The following is a 15,810-nucleotide window of genomic DNA, read 5'->3' on the forward strand; positions in this document are numbered from 1 at the left end:
TATAAATTACGCGTTTGCTCTTTGTCGTACGGGATGGCGAGGGCGCTCCCTGGCGACGGGTTGAGCGCCTCCGCTTTGACTGCCACAAGCTTATCTTCAATGGTCGAGTGTCGAATTAGATTCGCTGCGCGGAAGATGGTACCCTGAAACGTCTAGGAGGCTGCGATGAGCCGGTTCAATGACACCGAAGCAGCCGTGCTGAGCAGACTGCGTGCGTTAAAAGCGAAGCCAGAAATGACGTTCAACTTGTTGGATATTGGCTCACCAATGGGCGATGCAGGCTTCGCGCAAGGCGAGATTATGGAGGTGTTGATTGCCTCGGAACATGAAAAGATGATCGCGATCAACGGGAAACAGGCTGCTGATCCTCAAAAAATTGCCTCAATGACGGACACCGGTTAAACTTGAACGACCGCTGCGTCTTCCGCAACTGGGAAAGCGTCTCGCCTGAACGGGGGCCGTAAACCTTGCTGACAAAATCAGTAGTCACCACGAGCTCGATTGGAGCCACGCGCACAATGGTGAAAAAGCAAAGGGCAGTTCTTGGCCTTGATGCGGCGTGGACCCTGACGCATCCTACCGGAGTTGCACTGGTAGTAAACGGGGGTGAGGGATGGGAGCTTGCCGATGTCGCCGGGTCCTATAGCGAATTTCTGGCGGCCGCTGGTGATCCGCCCATCCTTCGACATCAAGGATCCGTTCCAGACCCCGCGGCGCTCATTTCCGCGGCTTCATCGAAATCCGGATGCACAGTCGACCTCGTCGCAGTCGACATGCCTCTGTCCATGACGCCGATCATTGGCCGCAGAGTTTCCGACAACATCATTTCATCTATTTATGGGGCGAGGGGTGCTGGAACACATACGCCGAGCGTGTTGCGTCCGGGCAAGGTCAGCGATGAGCTCCTCACAGGTTTTGATAAGATCGGATACCCGCTAGCGGTATCAGAAATCAGCGGGCCGTCGATTGTTGAGGTGTATCCGCATCCGGCTTTAATCGAACTGGCGAATGCCGCTCGGCGATTACCATACAAGCATTCGAAGATCGGTAAGTATTGGCCCAACGAGATTCCCGATGATCGTCGACAGCTATTGTTCGATGTCTGGCAGCAGATCATTGAACTGCTGGATGCCCGGATAAGGGGAGTGAAAGCAGCGCTGGTGTCACCATCTTCAGAAGCACGTGGTTATGAGATGAAAGCGTTTGAGGACAAGTTGGATGCCGTCGTGTGCGCTTGGGTAGGCGCGTGTGTGCTTGATGGGACGGCGGTTGCGCATGGAGACGCGGAATCGGCCATCTGGGTGCCTAAGCCGCTATAATCTTTGGACGCTTACGGCCATTACTACGAAGGCGAGCCCGCTCAGTGTTCGAGGTGAGACAGATCGAGTTTCGCCGCCGACTGTCCAATTTGTCGGACGCGCGTTGTCAAGCTAGACGGTGTCGATTGCCTCAAGCGTCAGTTCCATCAGCCTTTGTCGCTGAGGCGGCAGCCATCTCCCAAACCCATCGTGCATTTTCATAATCCTCATCGTGCCAGCGTTGCTCGGACATGGAAGGCCGAGGAGGCCGCCGCGACGGAACCCGCGGCGACGTGGGGCGGATGGATCCGCGGTACGGGTTGCCGCGAATGCCCAGAACGAATTCTCCTCCGCTACGGCTACGCTCCCTCCACCAATACGTGGATCGAAGCAGTCGTCGGCGCGACGCGACATATAGCAAGCAGCGCCCCGCCTTACGGCAACCTTAATTTCAGCACGGCGTTTAATGGGGATACCGACGCCTGGCCTTTGTCTGCGCTTAATTGGTAGGGTCCTTCATAGGAGGCAGGTTAGCTACGGGAGGTGAGATGAAGCCCGAGAAAAATCTGGACGAGGAAAGTGCAGAAGTCCGCCTTGCTCTTTTCGACTTCGCGTTTACCCACGCACCGATCGGCGTAGCGATTGTCGACGTGGAAGGGCGCATTCTTCGTGCCAACGACGCCTTCTCCAAGCTTGTCGGAATTTCTCACGCGGCTCTGCACCAAACCCCATTCGCAGAGTTCACGCACCCGGACGATCTGGAAGCGGACTTGATCCTGTTTAGGGAGGTCCTCGCTGGAATGAGGGACGGCTACAAGATTGAGAAGCGCTACGTGCGTCCAGATGGACGGATCGTAGAGGTCATCATCCATATAGCGGCAATGCGCGACTCTTCCGGCAAGGTCATCCGGTTCCTGTCGCAGATAGAGGATATAACCGTTCACAAGGAGCATGAACGGCAGCTCGCGGAGAAGGCGGCCCAACTCCAGCTTGCAATGGAGGCTGTAAGGGGAGGCTTCTGGCATATGGACGTAGCCACTGAAACGTTCGAGACATCCGACCGCCTGGCGGCATTCATTGGCGGCCCCGAGGCTGCCAGGCTCGATCTGCAGCGATACCTCGAAAAAGTAAACCCGGAGGATTCCTTGGCCGCTGATCTGACGCCCCTTCTGTCCGGCGCGGTCGAGCAGTCGGTCGCGGAGTATCGCCTCGACACGGTCTTCGGCGAAAAATGGATGCGCTGCGATCGGCGTCTGGTCAGGGATCCGAATGGGAAACCCCGAAGGATCGTCGGTGTCGCCATCGACTTCACGGACGAGCATCGTCGGCTCGAGGCTTCGGAACGAAATGCTGAGAGCGACGCCCTTACCGGGTTCCTGAACAGGAGAGGGTTGGCGAACCGATACGGGCGGATGACCACCTCTTCCGGTATCGGCGTTCTGGCAATCGACCTTGATGGTTTCAAGCAGGTCAACGACACCCTCGGTCATCCTGCGGGCGACGCAGTGCTTGAGGAAACAGCTCGGAGGCTCCGCCTCTGCATTCGCCAGACAGATCTGGCAGCTCGCTTTGGCGGAGACGAATTCGTTCTGGTTATCGCGGGGGACCGACAGGCGGTTGAAGACGTAGCCGAACGGGCCGTGCTCGCGATGCGGCAAACGATCAATCTAGGAGAGGCTCGGGCAGATGTGCGGGTTACCGTCGGCGGCATTTGGTCGGATGCCAAAGTCGATCTAGCCCGACTTGTGTCTCAGGCGGACGCGATTCTCTATTCGGCCAAGGCCAGAGGCAAGGACAGATGGGCGGTTGAGATCCCACAGTAATTTAAAGGCTAATGCGACAAAGTTCTCTTCAAGCTGCCGTCAGTTCGAAAACGTTTTGTAAGTGGGAATTCCTCGGTTCCCCTCTACGTCGATGGCTGCAGAAATCCATAGGCGTTTGCGAGCCTAGCCACCGCCCGCGTTTTCAGTGCAACCGCGAGGGCATAGCCTGTGCAGCAGGTTCAGCCGACGAATGAAGGAGAACAGCTCCGTGCACCCACACTTGCTCGCATAAAAGGTGCTTTTGAAAACGCGGGCGTGGAGTTTATTCCGGCAACCGGGGTAGGTGTGGGAACACGCCGCTAAAAATGCATGATTGTTCGCGAGTCTGGTCAATCCCTGGGTGCGAGGCTCCGAAGAGTTGGTCTTGAAATCTCAAAGCAAAAGCCCGAGCTTGCAGGAGCTCGGGCTTCCATAGCGAAGAGCGGTTGCCCAACCTTATTTGTTCATGGCATCCTTAAGCGCCTTAGCAGGGGTGAAAGCGAGCTTTCTAGCGGCGGCGACCTTGATCGTCGCGCCAGTCGCAGGATTTCGAGCCTCGCGCTCTGGCGTTGCTTTAACTTTAAACTTGCCGAAGCCGGGCAGGCTTGTTTCGTTTCCGGCAACGGCTGCTTCGCTAATCGAGGATATCACGGCCTCAACAATCGTTTTGGCCTGCGCTTTGGTGAGATTGTGATCGGCGGCGATCTTGTCTGCAATTTCGTTCGTTGTGGTCACTGTTCAATTCCCTCGTTAAACTCGAAAATCCCTCTCATAGTTTTGCGCGGTTGTCATCCTTGAGCTGGCTTGCAATGGCCTTAGGACCTGCGTTTTCATCAGATGGCCTCATCAGCACGAAGCTGCGAAACAGGCCAACGCGAAAAAAGATCGAATTCGCCGATGAAAATCAGGAGAGAAGTTGTGCGACCTGCCCTTGCTGCATCACCAATTCAACCGCCTGTTTATCGAACGAAACGAAGGTTTCGCCGCCGAGCCAAATGCCCTCGTACGCCATGATGCCGTCCGCAAAATCTCCGCCCGCTTCGAGGATCGCAAGCCCCGATTCAACAGCGGGTCTGTTCATCACGACATTTCCTGCACCCAGCAAATCGCGGATGGTCACCGCTACGTCTTCCTTCGATAGTTTCGCCCCCCTACGCAATATCCAAACCAACTCGCACAGACAGGGCAAAGAAACTGCGATCAGCGAAGCATCTTTCAAGAGTTTGCTTGCGGCGCGTCCTTGTTTTGCGTCGTCCTGTAAGACAGCGCGAGCCAGCACGTTCGTATCGACTGAAATTTTCATTCTTCGCCCGCCCACCCAGAGGCGGCAATCTCGTTCATTTCCTCAATCGTCATCGGCTTCTTGACTTTGGATGCGTGCCTGCCAATGAAGCTATCAATCGTGCCGAAAGGTTTTGCGGCCTTCACCCGAAGCTCGCCCCCCGGAAGCTTGTCGAAGTCGATCCGTTCACCCGGCTTGATACCGAGATGTTGTAGGAGATCTCGCTTAAGCGTGACCTGCCCTTTCATTGTTACCGCCAATGACGTCATAGGAGTTTCCTTCCACTAACTAGACTAATATAGTAATTGAATTTTTCATTACAAACAAGTTTCATGATCTGTTGCGCTTTGCTTGTTTCTCAGTTTTGCTCCTTAACGTCAGAGATGCGGTAGCGCATCCGAGCCGGACTGGGGCGAAGAGGCGTCAAGTAGCGCCGTCTTGGGATGTGCGACTTGACGCAGAGACCTAGAACTGGACCATGCACGAAATCATTCGTCAAAAGTGTTTTGGCACGATCCGCCGGATTGGTGCGGCGAGTTTAGTGGCGCTCTAAAGCCTCCTGTGCGCCCGGAGCCGAGCGAATGCATCGCCACCTTCGACTACACTCCGGACCATTTCCACTCAGCCGCCGAGACTTTGATCTCCCCAGAAGCAAGATGCTTGCTCATCTCTGCCCAAAGATTATCTCCAGTAAAACTCGTCAGATCACCGGTTGCTTTGAATAGTGGCACCGCACCATAGGTTTCGAGGAGGGTTGAAATACCTCCAGAGCCAATGATGTCACTGAATGGATCACCGTCGCCAAGCCGCAACACCCGATGTCCCCACATCCCTGGGTGATCATCCTGCCGTAGATCGTTGAGTAGATCACCATCACCAGATCGTTCGACACATAACGCGGCAAGGTATCTCAGAACTGGCAGGTAAACTGGCTGCCTGCACCCACCAAGCGCTCTAATGCCAGGTAAAATCGATATCACAAGGAACGCAAGGAAGAGGGTAGGGAGGAGCTTACGATCGCGGATTGCGCTCGCAAGGTCGCGCGGCAAAAACTTCACCTTGATGTGTGGCGATGCCACGCCCCTGAGATATCCGCCATCGAGCACCAACGGCAACACCCTCTCGGGTCCGACGTACCAAAAGTAGTCAGTTGTCCTTCGCACCCACCCACGCCAAGGTCCAGTGTTGAGCAAATCCATCGCGTTCGGCAAAAGTGAAGTGATTGCTTCCGCATTAAAAAACTCAGACAGCCACGAGGTCGGATTGTCGAGATGATCGGCGATCAGGCCCGCAACATCGAAATCATCGATTTGAAGCAGGTTCGCGGAATTGCCGAAATGTGACCTCCAAAGCTTGTAATTGGCAGCCTTAATCGCTTCGGCTGCAGAGGGAAACAGGACAGGGGGCAATTCAGCCAGTAAGCGCTTGGCCGCACTATTCGCACCCGAGGAATTCGAAAGAGCAAACTGGTATGGGCCATCGAAACAACAGATGCTGCGCCCATCCATTCTGCTTCTAGGCAATCCGAACAAGTTCAGTGCTTCACCCTCCAGCCGGAGCCATCCTGGCCCTTTTTTGGCGGACTCTTTGAAAGACATTGTCGACCCGGCATAGGTGACGTGCCACCGTCGTCCACTCGACTCCAATCCCATCCGGCTGAAAAGATGGGTGTAAAAGGCGTCTGGCTCAAACAGTAATAGGGTGTGTGGGCCTGTCTGCAGGACAGGGGAGGAGGTTAACTCAAGGCTTGCACTTCTGGCATCATCAAGACCAAAACCCGCGTTTTGCGCAACCCTATCCACCATGGATCGAAACAAAAGCATCGCTTGGTCGCGTGAAACACTCGAAGTCGTTTGCCGCCGAAGATCATAAGCCGCAGCGGCGTAGTTCTTCAACGGCTTTTCCCAATATGGCTCGATCGATGGCATCAGTATCGTCAACGCCCGTCGAATGTCGTCAGGACTGCAATAATGAAGAGGTGTCGGAGACATAATACTCCCGATTCATGAAGCCAGAAGTCGGGGCGGCGCCTCAGTCATCGAATGGGAGGATCGCCATTTCAATGCCGTTCCGAGTGGTTGCGCCTCAGTCTCGTTCAGCACAAGAGGCAAAACATGATTACAATAGGCCGGGGGAATAGCAGGCTGGATTATAAGAGAAGTAAAATCAAGGATCGCCTGGCGCGCATTGGACGAAACGATTGTATAGAAATTTCCGCTGTTCCAGATCGCAACCGAGTAGCGAAAGAAGGCACCGAGCGCCGCAGTTGTCGTTTCCAGATCGACCTGCAGATCGTCCATCGTATTCAAAACTTCATCTCTTTTGTCTGAGATTCTCGCCGACGAGAAATACCTGGATTTGAATAGGTCGTCCTTCTGCCTTTCGCGTTCTTGATAGAGTTCGACATCGCGATTAGCGAGCTTCTGTACCTGGACGAGAAGACCACCGGGCCGCAGGCGCGGCGCTATAAAATCGAGTTGGCTCAGACGGTCACGATCGTACATCTGAAAGGTCGTATCCTCCATAAGGATGTCGAACCCGTCGCGGAACTGCTGCAGTTGCGGATCGGTAGCGTATCGTTCATCATCAAGATCGAAGAACGGTCCATGAAAAAAATGCGCATGCGGGCTGCTGCGTTTTGCGTAGAATGCTGTTCGGTTGGCTTCGGTCGGGCTACAGCACAACGTTTCGATGCGACCACCGCCCAGCGTCGCGAGCGTGCGGGCAAGGCAGCCCGTCCCGGTTCCAAGAGTATAGATGTTAGTCGGCGCTCGTGTCCTAGCCCAGTTTCGCAGGCCGAACGCTAGAAGTGACGCTCCGATCCGACATTCCTCCTCCAAACGGTAGGGGATGCTTGCGAAATAGTGTTTGTCAAACGGGCCCCACAAGCTCAGATGCGTGTCGGAAAATACGGAACATTCGAAATCGAAATCCAGGAGACCCAAGTCGACGGTTGGCACAGCGCGATCAGGAGCACCTCCCAATCCGCTTGCAGTCCGCTCGAAAAATGCAGCGAGTAAAGTCAGCCGCGGTGCATTTTTCCACTGCTCAATAACATGCATGGCAACCATGGAGATGTTCCTTCTCGTCTGCGTGGCACGAAACCCTTCTGGATTGCTGAACATGTGGCACCGCACCGCGACGTCCCACTTGCCCACACACTATGATCGGATCCAGCTGAGTAGGTAACAATCTATCGATTTCGCCAGGTTGACGGGAACGCTTGAGGAATTTACGCCATGGCTGCCCTCGCTAAATATGGATCATCTCGCAGAAGCTCGCCCTCGCCACAGCCTGATGACTTGTCTTTGCATCAAGCTTTCGTCGCGCAGAGCGCAGATAGAGGCGCACCGAACTTTCCGAAATGGAGAGTTTTGCAGCGATCTGTTTTGGAATGAGGCCGGCGGCAATATTTTCGAGACATTGTCTTTCTCGCGGCGAGAGCGCCCGCCAGGGGCGACGAATTGCGAGATCGAGTGCCGCAAGAATTTTTTCATGGAGCAAATGAGAAATGACGGAGAGCTCATGCGCGCTAGTGGTTTTTAGTAGCGACCAGTCGGCAAGAGAATGATCAGATGACACTGAGAACAGACAGCGTTCTCCGTGAGGCCCGCGTAGAGGAATAGTCATACCATGAGAGCCGACATCACCTAGACGAGCATCATCAAAAAACTGGCGGTTCCGCCCGGAGTCTAGGGCTGACCAATCAACGGGCATTCTGCTCCATCTCAAAATATCGATGACCGGGTCAACGTCAAAGAAGTTTTCTGCAACGTAGGTTGCTTTCCAGCGTGTAGGATAGGTGGTGCAAAAGTAGGGATACTTGGTCGCTGCGGTTTCAGCGCGAACGACTAAGAATGTCATGTGCTTGAGACTGAAAATCCCGCAGATCTGCCGCAATACTGTTTCTACCTGATCCGAACGGTCGATCGAGTGCAGCAGGGTCAGCGAGGATGAAAGTCGTCCAGTATCATTCATGGCCAAGTCCTCAAAGTTATTCCGCCGCGGGCTGCCTCATCACTTCAGCTGGGGTTTTCGGCGGAAATGACGATGCGATTGCTTTGACCAAACTAACAACACGCATACGGACGGTCGGTGATTTCACCTTAGAAAACGCGGCATTCAATTCCTTGGCTTCCGCCGTTTGGAGAAATGCTGTGAGCTCGTGGACCGCGAGCAGGTCAGTGTGCGTTGAAGACCCAGTCCCTTGTACTGCGTTGCCACCAAAAAAATATTCAATCGGAACCCCAAGCACGCTTGCGATAGCTTGAAGACGGCTCGCCCCAACACGGTTTGTACCCTTTTCATATTTTTGGATTTGCTGGAATGTTATGCCAAGCGCTTCACCGAGTTTTCCTTGACTGAACCCGAGTGTCCGGCGTCGTGAGCGGATTCGGGAACCGACCTCGGCGTCGATCGGCTTGGGCGTCTTTGTCCTGAGCTTTTCCCTGCCTTTTTGTGCTGTGTCCGGCGACTTGGCCTTCTTGACAGCATCAGTTAACGACACGAGTCCGAGTGAAATACGGGCGTTGGAAAGATGTAATTCAACTTCTGCCACCGATCGACCGGCAAGCATCGCGATATCTCTTATATTTTTGCCTTGTGAACTCCAGCGCAGGCACGCTTTCTCAATAGGTGATAGCATCGCTCCGTTCCGTTATGTTCTAACATATGGAATAATATAGGCCGGGACTTTCGATGTGGAATGCTCTCATTTTATGCGTTCACAAGAACCTGAAAAACCGTGAATAGGGGCATCTTCGAAACCTTGGGCTTTTCAGGCCCCGCGGCTCCCACGCTTTCATATCTGCTTTAGGTTCATGCGTCTTGTGCGAGGCCCTGATAAGATGGCGAGTGGCAGACCTAAAGTTCATTATGAGTGATTAGACATGCTGCAATGCTTTGCGCCGCGATATCTGCTGGAGTTTCTCAACATATTCTCCACAACCGCCATTTGCGGCTTGCGACTGCTCGGCTGCCCATTCAAGGCCAGCTATATATCCAATTTTTTTCGGCCGAGCCAACAATGCTGGCCTCGGCCGGGATAGCGAAACTGTGAACACAGCATGAGCGTCGACGTAAGAACTCCTTTTTTGAGAAATCTAGACACTGGGTAAAAATTGATTTGATCAGCGAACACATGACTTTGTCCAACCTTCTTGAAAGAGAATTCTTGTAAAAAAATAAATAAACCCTTTACTCCTCAAAGCAACGTGCGTCGATCCGCAAAAATCCAAAGAAATTGTTACGTAAAATGTATATTTTTACGCAAATCTAACAGGACAGTGTCTTTCAAACCCTTGAATGCGCAACGATCTCACAGATAAACTGAAAGCGTGTGAGGGAGTTCAATCCAATGCAATCCCGGTACGCCGCAAGGGCCGAACACATGGACAAATTCGATAGTGCAGAGAAAAAATGGATACCGCTATTTGATTTTGAGAAAGCGGCAAACCTGCTGCTGATGCTTTCCAACGAGATGAGGATAGAAATTTTGAGACGACTGATCGACCGGGAGTGGAACGTCAACGCACTTTCCGATGCAATCGGTTTAACCCAATCGGCGACATCCCAGCATCTGGCAAAAATGAGGAACATGAATTTGGTTTCGACGCGGAAGGCAGCTCAACAAATTTTCTACTCTTGCAATTCCGACGACGTCAGGCAAATTTTGACGGTAATCGCAGATCTGGACTTGAGGAAAAATATGATTGAAGCGTCAGAGGTGGGACGTAGACGATCGAGCCACTGACGACAGTTGAATATTTAGTAGCGATCGGTGCAGATGCGATCTGTTCAGAAACCCGAATGTCTGCGGTAAATAACTTACCTGAACTCAGGGCTGTCCGCGCTAAAAACCGTGCGTTGGTTACTAGGCCAAGCCAGTACGAAGCGGAATTCCCATGCCTTTTGACCTCCGCTTTTTGGATCGGACTCAACGAGTTAACAATAATTAGTGTTTTCGAACTAGATCCGGACCATCAAAATGGATCAAAAAATGCAATCCACCGACCAGCGTGAGAAACTAAAAATTCGATATAAGCAATTGCTCAAGCTGTACGTGATTATCTGTATAGCAGCACTCCCGATTGTCTCATTTCATGGGCTCTGCAATACATACCTTTGATCGGGATCACAGGCGACCACTTTATGATGAACGCCCGCGCGCTCGCTGATCTGTCAGTAGCACGGGTCTTATTCGCAACATGGTGTCTCGTCGCAACTGCCGCGTTGTGGATTGAGCGGATGACGCGCTTGTTCGCTGAGATGAGCAACGTTTTCGAGGATGCCGCGATTGCGGTTGTGGGCGGCATGTCCGGTTTGGCGTTAGCCGGATTGTACTGGCTCCTGTTTTTCAAGTGCCTGGTCATCGCCGTCATGTTCATTTTCCTCAGCTTCGTGATCCGGGTATGGATCGCAAAAGACACTCGAGAATTTGCCTGGCTACGCTGGCTTGCTACTGCGTTGGCAATAGGGGGCCTTTTTGCAAGCCTCATTTGGCCTGGACCGCCGACGGTGACTGGCTAGACTGCAGTTGCGTTCAAGAGGGCGCGGCTTTGGTTTCAGTCCTAAGCTATCTAGCAGACATCGCTCGCTCAAATCAGCATCGACAGCCAAACTTGCACGTATTAGACAACGCTGATGCAGTGAGAGCCGCAAAGACCAGCGTCACACAATCGTCCTGCTCAGTTTCGGACGACCAAGTTTTCTTGGTCGCGACAGATCAATCCGTGAACGTAAAGAACCAGCGACGGCACCGAGAAGACATTATCGTGGCGACCGGCCATGACTTTTACCTTCATCGAGATCAATAAGGGGCAGCCGGGTCCGATCCATCTTCCCTGTGACTATTAAACCACTGATATTATTAACAAGTCGCACTTGACGTTTGAATCCACCCGGCTACAAATTTTGTCAAAGCTGATTAGAGATGCAACGCCGCTGGCCCGTTAGAAATGCGACACTGGCACCACCGATCAGCCCCCGACCGGACCGGCTGGGCCGGGTTGCAAGGGTAGGGAGGGGGCGGGTGATGGAACACCTCTTCGGCTTTAGCTTCCTCAGTAGCAATTATCTCATCGCCAGTTGATAATCGTTTAGCACCTGCATCGGGCGGGTAGGGATCAAAGCGGCATGATGCTTCCGGAAATCAAGTTGCACGGCAACGTCGACGTGGCCGCGCTTTCACCACTTCTTCGCGGCATTCTTTTGTCCGTCGCCTATGCTGACGGCGAAGGTGGCATAGGATTGACAGCGACCGGCGCCATGAACCGCAAGTTCGTGCATTGGGCCGCCGTGCACTTCCTCTGGCCAGCGTTTACGGCCGAAGACCTATACAGCATGAACAAAGTGCTGAACGAAAGCGACATGCCGCCGCTCTGGGTCGTGCGCGACATGACCCGTCATCTAAAATTCCTTCGCCGGAAAAAGAATGTGCTGCTGCCAACCAAACGCGGCCGGGAGTTTCTGCTGGACCCGAACGCCTTCTTTGATCTGATTGCCACGGATTATCTCTATTCCTATGTCCACGACACCGAACGGGATGAGGAGGTCCGAGCACGGTTACGCTGGTGGCGCATGTTCCTCAATCTTCTCAATATCAAGGCCAGAGAAGGGTGCACGCCATTGCAGGTTGTGAAGATCCTCAAGCCAGACTTCGCGCCCCTGTCTGAGACCGAAATGACCCTGGAAGCTTGGGAACTGAAATCCGATCTTCAGTATGGTGTCTTTCGACGCTTGTGCTGGCTGGGCCTGCTCTACGAGGCACGAGAGGGGCTCACGTTCCTCCAGGACGGATCCTTCCACAAGACGCCACTTTGGCCAGCGTGCCTGCAACTGGAGTCGGATACGCAGAGCGACATCGGCGTCGATTGAGATCGTTATTTTGCCGCTGGCTGCCTCATCAACGCCTTCTCTCGCTTCGCAATCACCTTCGGATCATTCATGAAATCCGCCCGGGGGCCCGGTTTGCGGCCACGCTTCTGGTAGCCGTTGCCGATGCTGCCGTCGCGAATGCCGAACATATGATCCTTCTGTCCAGTGCGTCGGGGGCCACTCTTGCTGCGTTGCTGTTCTCTGCCTGCCTGCAACTCGGCGACGATCGACAGCATATCGTCCAGCCGCTTGTTGTCGACGACCTCCGAACGATGCACCGAGCGTAACGTATCGAAGGTCCTGTAGGGTAGGGCAAAGCTCTCGTGCATGATCTCAAGCCGGCCGTCCGGATAATCGCAGACAATCACCTTCTGCCCTGCCAATGGCTTGGAAATCTCGGTCGGATCGAGAATGAACAGCACCTTGTCGTAACGCAGCGTAAGGGATTGCGACAGGGTGCGGACTTCCTTGCGGCACATGGCGCCATCGAGGTTCTCATGCGTGGCCAAAGGTCGGTGCATGTCCTTGGGATTGCGTGGTTGCTTGCCGAAACGCGTGTTGAAATCCTCCATGAACTCAGGCGCATAGGCATTGGCAGCTTCAATTGTATCGATGCCGCGAAGCCGCATTTCTTTCACCAACCGATCCTGCAGCGTCTGATTGGCACGCTCCACCCGGCCTTTGGCCTGCGGGGTGTTGGCACAAATGATGTCGATGTTTAGCTCATAAAGCGCCCGGCCGAATTGTGTCAGGCCGCTCGTCCGGTCCTTCTCCGACGCATGGGTCGAACGAAAAACGCCGTGCTTGTCGCTGTAGAAGGCCAGCGGTTTGCCCCATTCCTGCAGATAGGCCTTCGTTGCATGTAGATAGTCGAACGTATTCTCCGATCCTGCAAACCGTAGATGCAGCAGCTTGCCGGTCGCGTCATCTATATAGACGAGCAGGGCGCATTTGGGCCCACGGTTCTCAAACCACCAGTGATGCGAGCCATCGATCTGCACCAGTTCGCCAAAGCAATCACGTCGGCCGCGTGGCTGGAAAACCCGTTTCTTGCGTTCTTTGCGTGAGACCCAGATACCAGCCTCGGTCATCCATTGTCGCAGCGTCTCCTTGGCGACCGAGATCCGGTGCAGCTCGATCAGCTTCTCACGTGCCAGCGTTGGACCGAAATCCAAATAGCGCTCACGAACCAAATCCAGCGCCGCATTACGAAACTCCTCGCTGTGGCGCCGGTTGCTAGGACGCGATCGCTTCTTCGAAACGAGCCCGGCTGGGCCATCCCGGTCATAGGCCTGCAGCAGCCGATGCACCTGGCTTCGACTGAGGTCGAGCCGTTCGGCCGCCTGCACAACGCTCAGGCGTTCGTCACGGATCTTCTGGATAAGTTCAAGGCGATGCAACTCTTTCTGCGACATGGTGATCAAACAGGACATGACGACTCCGACCGCTCATGGTCTCGACCAGGTTGAATGTCGTCATCCTTGCTCCCAACGTTGGATTTGACCAGTGCGTCGAGAGGCGAGACTGTCGCATCTCTAACTGGCCCAACTGTCGCATTACTATATAGCCCTTACAAATTTCGATCGCATAACATAGTTTATGGAACTTCTAAATTTCCTGCAGACTCGTGACAAGCCGTCATACAAAATGACAATCCGTCGCATTGCAAGATCCGACTTTGATAGAGCACGCTTCACCAAGTAAACGTCTGGACAAATTGAAGTTTAAGCCTATCAGCTTCAGCCAGGCAAGATGAGCCCCCATGCATTGCACTAAATAAGCAATAACTGTGGTCTCAGGAGTTTTTGATACTTCGTAATTCTGAAGCTATCAAATTCTAAAGTTTACTGCTGTCATACCGAAGTTTCACTCCCGGTGATTGATTATAGAGATGCTCAGCGCCTCAATATGTAGTCGAAGTTTCTCAAGATATGTCGTGACAGTTGCCAAATGGTCTCGTAATTGCTCGGCTGACAGGTCATGCCCCACTATTTTATCTCCATTTCCCGCGAGAGCCAGCGCGTCTTTCTCCGCCCGGAGTAGACTAAATTGTGAAAGCAGAATGACGTTCGACATAATCACTCCTTTGTTGAGGGATTTATTTAGTGGCGAAAGCGATGGATTTGATAGGCGAACATATTACTCGACTTACCGTTCCGGAGGAGGATGATTCTGAATCGTAAACAAATCCTTTCACTTGCTTGATTGGTTCCCATTCTCTCGACTTGCGAATATGTTGTTGCGTGGGAGGTATGTTTTTTCGCAATGTTGACAGAAAACATGCTCCAATTCCATGAGTGAATGTCCGTGTCATCGACATCGTTCTGTGAGGTGGCGCAATCCAATACGGCCTCAGTGCTTCACAAAGCTACAGACGCGATCCGGGTCCAGGTAAAGGTTGTCGCGGATGTATCTCGGTCGAACGGCGGTCACGTGAGTTCTGGCGCAACAGTCGCACGCTCTAGCGGCGCCCAAAATGCTGTCGGTGTTGTCCAGGACTGGTGCAGAACGTGTTCGAAAACCGGCGACTGAATGTTTCCTCGTTAGAGAATCCACACTTCACTGCGATGTCCTTGACCGACAACGAGGTGTTAAGCAGAAGATCGCGTGAGGCTTCAAGTCGCAGCGACTCGACCACCTTACTGGGCGTGTTGCCAAGTTGGGTCCGGTAGTGTCGCATGAATGTCCTTTCAGTCATGTTCATGCGCTTGGCCAGGGCAGGTACGGACAAATCGTTAGCCAAGTTTTCAGCCATCCAAGCATGTAACTCTGAAAAGCGATGGCTCTTGGACTGCAGGTTCAAAGGAGCGCTGAATTGTGCTTGATCCCCGGGGCGTGTCAGGAACGTGACGAGGTGCCGTGCAACTGCGAGTGAGACCGACCTCCCCATGTCTTCTTCTACCAGCGCGAGAGCCAAGTCTATGCCCGCGGTCACGCCCGCGGACGTCCAAACGTCACCATCGCTGATGAAGATGGGTCCACGCTCCACAATGATGTCGGGAAAACACCGCTCCAGTTCATCATAGTGTTCCCAATGGGTCGTTGCCCGGCGTCCACGAAGGTGGCCAGTCACTGCGAGTGCGAACGTGCCGCTGCACACTGCGGCAAGCCTTACCGCTTTCTCGCACTGACGGGAAAGGCAGGATCCGAGATCTTTGTCGTCTAGAAACACTCTGGGGTTCGGTCCTCCGGGTACTATCAAAGTGTGGAGTGATGGCGCGTCAACGCCTATCGCCAGAGTTTGCAACTTTAGGCCAGATGGAAGCCCAATCTTTCCGTCACGCGAGACGACAGTTACGTCATAGAAACGCGTTCCGCCTTTATTCAGATAGTTCGCCATCTGAAAAACCTCGAATGGCCCCGAGAAATCGATAAGATTCATTCCGGTGTAGGCGAATATTTGAACTGCGATGGCCTCAGCCATGAAGGCCTCCAATACACGTCAACATTCACTTGGCAGAAATCGTCAACCATCTGACCTTTTCGCCGTTCAGTAACTGCATAAAACAATTGTTTCTCAAGTTGAGCAATCCGCAGTCTGACAAAAGTGCAT

15 protein-coding genes are annotated in these 15,810 nt (G+C 53.4%); 6 read left to right on the plus strand and 9 right to left on the minus strand.

Going from position 1 to position 15,810, the window contains the following annotated elements:
- The first annotated feature begins 165 nt into the window (after positions 1-165).
- The 3 genes from RQI55_RS20255 (at position 166) to RQI55_RS20265 (ending at position 3,121) form a co-directional block, all read left to right on the plus strand.
- Entirely contained in the window at positions 166-402 is a 237-nt protein-coding gene (locus RQI55_RS20255; protein WP_311273384.1) for a hypothetical protein, read from the plus strand.
- A gap of 116 nt (positions 403-518) precedes the next feature.
- On the plus strand, positions 519-1,319 hold the full coding sequence (locus tag RQI55_RS20260; protein WP_311273385.1) for a DUF429 domain-containing protein: 801 nt from the start codon (positions 519-521) through the stop codon (positions 1,317-1,319).
- 527 nt (positions 1,320-1,846) lie between these two features.
- Positions 1,847-3,121, plus strand: a complete 1,275-nt coding sequence (locus RQI55_RS20265) for a diguanylate cyclase domain-containing protein (protein ID WP_311273386.1) — start codon at positions 1,847-1,849, stop codon at positions 3,119-3,121.
- A gap of 435 nt (positions 3,122-3,556) precedes the next feature.
- On the opposite strand, the gene RQI55_RS20270 is transcribed toward RQI55_RS20265, so the two are convergent.
- The 7 genes from RQI55_RS20270 to RQI55_RS20300 all read right to left on the minus strand — a co-directional run bounded on the left by RQI55_RS20270 (position 3,557) and on the right by RQI55_RS20300 (position 8,799).
- Positions 3,557-3,835 (minus strand): HU family DNA-binding protein, encoded by a 279-nt coding sequence (locus RQI55_RS20270; RefSeq protein WP_192067547.1) that lies wholly within the window; start codon positions 3,833-3,835, stop codon positions 3,557-3,559.
- 169 nt (positions 3,836-4,004) lie between these two features.
- Positions 4,005-4,403, minus strand: coding sequence for a type II toxin-antitoxin system VapC family toxin (locus RQI55_RS20275; protein WP_192067549.1), 399 nt, complete (start codon positions 4,401-4,403; stop codon positions 4,005-4,007).
- Complete coding sequence (locus RQI55_RS20280) at positions 4,400-4,651, minus strand: AbrB/MazE/SpoVT family DNA-binding domain-containing protein (protein WP_192067551.1); 252 nt, start codon at positions 4,649-4,651, stop codon at positions 4,400-4,402. Before RQI55_RS20280 ends, RQI55_RS20275 begins: the two co-directional genes overlap by 4 nt.
- Before the next feature lie 330 nt (positions 4,652-4,981).
- Positions 4,982-6,310, minus strand: a complete 1,329-nt coding sequence (locus RQI55_RS20285; RefSeq protein WP_311276925.1) for a hypothetical protein — start codon at positions 6,308-6,310, stop codon at positions 4,982-4,984.
- 75 nt (positions 6,311-6,385) lie between these two features.
- Positions 6,386-7,453: a class I SAM-dependent methyltransferase gene (locus RQI55_RS20290; protein ID WP_311273388.1), complete on the minus strand. Its 1,068-nt coding sequence runs from the start codon at positions 7,451-7,453 to the stop codon at positions 6,386-6,388.
- Between the two features lie 181 nt (positions 7,454-7,634).
- A complete protein-coding gene (locus RQI55_RS20295; RefSeq protein ID WP_311273389.1) occupies positions 7,635-8,360 on the minus strand; it encodes a LuxR family transcriptional regulator in 726 nt (241 codons plus the stop codon).
- Positions 8,361-8,376: 16 nt separating this feature from the next.
- On the minus strand, positions 8,377-8,799 hold the full coding sequence (locus RQI55_RS20300) for a helix-turn-helix transcriptional regulator (RefSeq protein WP_311273468.1): 423 nt from the start codon (positions 8,797-8,799) through the stop codon (positions 8,377-8,379).
- Between the two features lie 972 nt (positions 8,800-9,771).
- Between RQI55_RS20300 and RQI55_RS20310 the strand changes: the two genes are divergently transcribed.
- From RQI55_RS20310 to RQI55_RS20320, 3 genes are all read left to right on the plus strand, one after another.
- Positions 9,772-10,134, plus strand: coding sequence for a metalloregulator ArsR/SmtB family transcription factor (locus RQI55_RS20310; RefSeq protein WP_243258407.1), 363 nt, complete (start codon positions 9,772-9,774; stop codon positions 10,132-10,134).
- Between the two features lie 398 nt (positions 10,135-10,532).
- The gene (locus RQI55_RS20315) at positions 10,533-10,910 is read left to right on the plus strand and encodes a hypothetical protein (RefSeq protein WP_311273390.1); all 378 of its coding nucleotides are present in this window, start codon (positions 10,533-10,535) and stop codon (positions 10,908-10,910) included.
- Between the two features lie 609 nt (positions 10,911-11,519).
- Positions 11,520-12,257 carry a hypothetical protein gene (locus RQI55_RS20320; RefSeq protein WP_311273469.1) on the plus strand — a complete coding sequence of 246 codons (738 nt, stop codon included), beginning with the start codon at positions 11,520-11,522 and terminating at the stop codon, positions 12,255-12,257.
- Between the two features lie 5 nt (positions 12,258-12,262).
- On the opposite strand, the gene RQI55_RS20325 is transcribed toward RQI55_RS20320, so the two are convergent.
- A complete protein-coding gene (locus tag RQI55_RS20325; protein WP_311273391.1) occupies positions 12,263-13,690 on the minus strand; it encodes an ISNCY family transposase in 1,428 nt (475 codons plus the stop codon).
- A 1,028-nt stretch (positions 13,691-14,718) separates the two neighbouring features.
- A complete protein-coding gene (locus tag RQI55_RS20330; protein WP_311273392.1) occupies positions 14,719-15,681 on the minus strand; it encodes a GlxA family transcriptional regulator in 963 nt (320 codons plus the stop codon).
- Between the last annotated feature and the right edge of the window lie 129 nt (positions 15,682-15,810).

The sequence above is a fragment of the Rhizobium sp. WCS2018Hpa-16 genome, assembly GCF_031843705.1.
Classification (GTDB): domain Bacteria; phylum Pseudomonadota; class Alphaproteobacteria; order Rhizobiales; family Rhizobiaceae; genus Agrobacterium; species Agrobacterium tumefaciens_C.